This is a genomic window from Nostoc sp. (genome assembly GCF_036916735.1).
Lineage (GTDB): Bacteria > Cyanobacteriota > Cyanobacteriia > Cyanobacteriales > Nostocaceae > Nostoc.
On sequence record NZ_JBALFV010000075.1, the window covers coordinates 1 to 4244 of the forward strand.

At 43.2% G+C, this 4244-nt stretch carries 4 protein-coding genes; 2 read left to right on the plus strand and 2 right to left on the minus strand.

What is annotated here, in order from left to right:
• The coding region (locus V7L20_RS17895) for a transposase (protein ID WP_334745381.1) at positions 1 to 227 on the minus strand (227 nt) is incomplete at its 3' end.
• 767 nt (positions 228 to 994) lie between these two features.
• Between V7L20_RS17895 and V7L20_RS17900 the strand changes: the two genes are divergently transcribed.
• Entirely contained in the window at positions 995 to 1744 is a 750-nt protein-coding gene (locus tag V7L20_RS17900) for an SDR family oxidoreductase (protein WP_334745382.1), read from the plus strand.
• Positions 1745 to 2323: 579 nt separating this feature from the next.
• On the opposite strand, the gene V7L20_RS32735 is transcribed toward V7L20_RS17900, so the two are convergent.
• Positions 2324 to 2719 (minus strand): hypothetical protein, encoded by a 396-nt coding sequence (locus tag V7L20_RS32735; protein ID WP_442943576.1) that lies wholly within the window; start codon positions 2717 to 2719, stop codon positions 2324 to 2326.
• A gap of 95 nt (positions 2720 to 2814) precedes the next feature.
• On the opposite strand from V7L20_RS32735, the gene V7L20_RS17910 reads away from it, so the two are divergent.
• Entirely contained in the window at positions 2815 to 3810 is a 996-nt protein-coding gene (locus tag V7L20_RS17910) for an alpha/beta hydrolase (RefSeq protein ID WP_334745384.1), read from the plus strand.
• Positions 3811 to 4244: the final 434 nt, after the last annotated feature.

The window sequence follows — 4244 nt, forward strand, 5'->3', positions numbered from 1 at the left end:
CTAAACTGCCATTTTCGGTAGTAGCTGTATACTGTTGAACTTGGTGGAAAGTCTCTTGGAAGCATATCCCATTGACACCCTGTTTTCAAGTGATAATAGATTCCATTGCATACTGTTCGCATATCAGTTGTACGAGGATGTCCACCAGACTTGGCTGCTGGAATTAGAGGAGCAAGGATTTCCCACTCCATATCATTTAAGTCAGTGGGATAAGACTTTCTTGTCATAGACAGTTATGTAAATCTACTACATAGAAAGTATTCTATCGTTGTGAGTACTGCTTTCTACTCACCTTTAGATTTACTTTATAAATAGCCTCTGAAACTAGTAACTATCCTAAAGCGATTCTAGATTGGTCAAAGATACGTAAAGTTAATGGCTTGATTATTTCTGACTTACGAAAGCAAACCAAACAGCGATTATTAAACCAAGGTGGAGATGAATATGATAGTGCGATCGCAGCATCATAAACAGTTGATAAATACTGGCAGCATAAAGACAAAGAGTATAAAGAATATCAACAAAAGCTTACTAAGACCCAAGAGGAAACTATTATCTAGATTTTAGACTAAGCTTGCCTATATCTTTATTTTTAAATCCAACTTCAAGATTATTCATTTTTTGCGTAAAGTAGGCAACTTGAGGTGAATACTATTATTTAACGGTATTTACTATGCATAAACTGGGGACAGCATTATTAATTGTCGTTCTATATAATTTACTTCTATCAAAAACTGCTCCAGCTTACGTCTAGAGCAGTTTTATATTGTACGGTAGCCAGATGCACAACTGCACCCAATGGTGAATCATTTAAAAGTAGCTGGCAGCAATCAGTGTTTCAGTCCCCCGTGAGGGGATTTGGTCAATGGAAATCTCTTGTCTTGGGATGGGAAATCTTCTTAATTCCCGACACCCCAAAGCCAGGAATACCAAGGATTTACGCTTAACAAGCGTGCCATTACGCTTTAAACCCAATAATCAGAGGATTAGCATAATGAGAAAACTGGAAGGAAAAATCGCCCTGATCACGGGTGGCAACAGTGGTATAGGTCTTGCCACTGCCAAACAATTTGTTGCTGAAGGTGCCTATGTTTACATTACGGGTCGTCGCCAAGTCGAACTGGATGCTGCTGTAGAAGCCATTGATAAAAATGTTACGGCTGTGCAAAGCGATGTTTCTAATCTGGCAGACCTTGATCGCTTGTTTGCCACCATTAAGCAAGAGCAAGGACACCTCGATATCATCTTCGCTAATGCTGGCGGTGGACAAATTGCCCCACTTGGAGCAATCACAGAGGAACACTTTGATAAAACATTCAACATAAATGTTAAAGGTTTGCTGTTCACGGTACAAAAGGCACTGCCACTGTTGCCAGAGGGCGCTTCTATTATCCTGAATGCTTCGACTACTTCTATAAAAGGTACGCCAGCTTTTAGTGTTTACAGCGCTACCAAAGCCGCGGTGCGATCGTTTGCTCGGAATTGGATACTCGACCTTAGAGAACGCAAGATCCGAGTGAATGCCATTAGCCCTGGTGTAGTTCCGACTCATGGTTACAATCATTTGGGACTGAATAACCAGCAGGTGCAGGAATTTGTGGATAGCCAAGCTGTCACTATTCCATTAGGGCGAGTCGGCACACCCGATGAGATTGCCAAAGCGGTTGTTTTTTTGGCTTCAGATGACAGCAGCTTTGTGAACGGCATCGAGTTATTTGTTGATGGCGGTATGGCACAGATTTAAATGTCACTAAGAAAAGGCAGCTATGCTAGAGGGTAGGAAAGTTGCATAGCGATGAATTGCTTATATAACATGTCTTTCAAACTCCAGCATAGCTGCCCGATCGCCGAGCGAACTTGTACTGAGCGAAGTCGAAGTAGCCGAGGTGCTGCCTCCTGCCTCAGAGGCTATTTATAAGGCTTTGTTGCGTGAAACAGAAAAAAGACACACTTCTCTCAAAGCGAGTTAGTAATTAGTCTTGCACTTTATAGCTGTCTGGTTTGCCCAACTGGATCATGCTATTGAGAGCAGCACATTGCAGAAATAACAAGGGCGGCTTGGTTTTCAAAAAAGCGTCGTTTTAACTTTCCTCCAAAAATGGTCTTGAGTCGAAACATGGCAGTTTCAGACAATGAACGTCGATGATACCTACTCTTTTGTTTCCATTGCTTTCGTCCAACTTGACGAATTGAGCGTATCTTATCATCGCGCGGATGGGGCAGTGCTTTACAGTTAGCGTGTTGTTGAATCTTAGCGCTACTGCGAGATGGAATTGTAGCTTTAGCTCCTCTTTGTGCAATGGAGCCAGGAATCTAGAAAACCTCAGTCCCGATACCTGGACTCTGGATCGAACACTCCTCGATCACCCTGGAAACCTGGATATTCAATTGGCATTAAAATACGGCTACCAGTCCAATGTGCGGTTATATCCATAATGGTAAGCTTACTTGCGCCAATATCAACCACCGACGCTAATTGTATGGGGCAAAAATGACCAGGGCTTTTTAGTCGAGGGAGCTTATGCCTACAAACGCGACTTAAAAAACCTGGAGTTTCATTTGTTTGATACGGGACACTTTGCTCTTGAAGAAGATGGGGAGGCGATCGCAGACCATATTCGTCGCTTTCTGACCACTCACGTTGTAGAGAATACCAAGCTAACCACCAGTAACAAATAGTTTTGGCTGGGAAACGATGTCGGTAAAAAGTAATTGTCATTCTACAATTACTACTTATAAAGCAGTACTGTTAAATCAATTAACTTGACAGTGCCATCTCAACAGATTGTTTACAATTCATTAAAGGAGAATGTCATGGTTTCTCAAGCAAACTCGCAAGCAGCAAAAATTCAGGAAGTTGCGGACGATCCACGTCTTTCCAAAGGAACAAAGGAATTTTTGAAAGTGCTGAATTCAGGGGGTGTGGCGCTGGAGAAACTTACTCCAGTCGAAGCACGTCAAGTTCTTGTGGATGCACAGGCTTCCGTTTCAGTAGACCTTTCAAGCATTGAAGAGTCTGAAAAAACAATTACTGCTGAGGGTTATTCAATTATCCTCAATATTGTACGACCTAAAGGGGTCAAAGGCACATTGCCTGTTTTCATCTTTATTCATGGTGGTGGTTGGGTGCTGGGTGATTACCCAACACACAAGCGCATGGTTCGCGATCTGGTTGTGCTTTCAGGGTTTGCAGGTGTCTTTGTCAACTACACTCGCACGCCAGATGCTCAGTACCCACAGGCGATCAATGAGATTTATGCTGCGACCAAATGGGTTGCCGAGCATGGTGAGGAGATTGGGGTGGATGGCAAGAATCTGGCAGTCGTTGGCAACAGTGTCGGCGGAAATATGACAGCAGTAACTGCTTTGAAGGCGAAAGAAAAAGGAGGACCACACATCAAGCTACAAATCATGATGTGGCCGATCGTCGATGCGGATTTTGAAACGAATTCTTATCATCAATTCGGCGACAAGCGATTCTTGACTACACCAACGATGAAGTGGATGTATGACATGTACATCGCTGACCCAGAAAAGCGCAAAGATATTTATGCCTCTCCCCTACAGGCGACTGTTGAGCAACTCAAAGGCTTGCCTCCAGCGTTAATTGTGGTTGCAGAAAGCGATGTTTTGCATGACGAAGGCACAGCCTATGGACGCAAGCTCGATGAAGCTGGGGTCGAGGTGACAACTGTGCAGTACAACGGTATGATTCATGACTTCGGACTACTGAATGGTTTAGCCGAGTTGCCAGAAACCCGTTCTCTGTTTGTTCAAGCTGCTGCCCAATTGAAGAAATATCTGCAATAGGATGCGATCAATGTTTTTGGGAAGGGAAAAGACGCTCTTCCATCGCTTTGCTGCTTACCGAGTTAGCTTAACCTGAGTTCGGGATAAGAAATCCTCAAAAGCCTTGACTTATTATTCGGTCTGAAGCTTAGTTTGAATCTATTCTTTATAAGGCATGTTGTTGAGATTAGTCTCATTTGTGAACCTTATTGACAAAATGATTCCACTTTAATCGTTTCCTCGATCAGTTAGAGTTTTGTTCAATCCTTATAGAATAAGCTTTTGAGCTTCTGGCTTAACCCGAACTCAGGTTACATTAGTATTAAAAACTAGCGATCGCGTCAACTAGCTCAACAGTTGCAGGACTTACGCAACTGTCACAAGCAATGGCGCGGTTACACCGCGCCGCGCGCCAAACAATTAAGCGACAAACATAGGAACATCCGGACGTTTTA

What these genes read in the sequence shown, in the direction of transcription:
- V7L20_RS17900 (WP_334745382.1), top strand. Translation starts at nt 995, where the DNA reads ATGAGAAAACTGGAAGGAAAAATCGCCCTGATCACGGGTGGCAACAGT.
- V7L20_RS32735 (WP_442943576.1), bottom strand. Translation starts at nt 2,719, where the DNA reads ATGACAATTACTTTTTACCGACATCGTTTCCCAGCCAAAACTATTTGT.
- V7L20_RS17910 (WP_334745384.1), top strand. Translation starts at nt 2,815, where the DNA reads ATGGTTTCTCAAGCAAACTCGCAAGCAGCAAAAATTCAGGAAGTTGCG.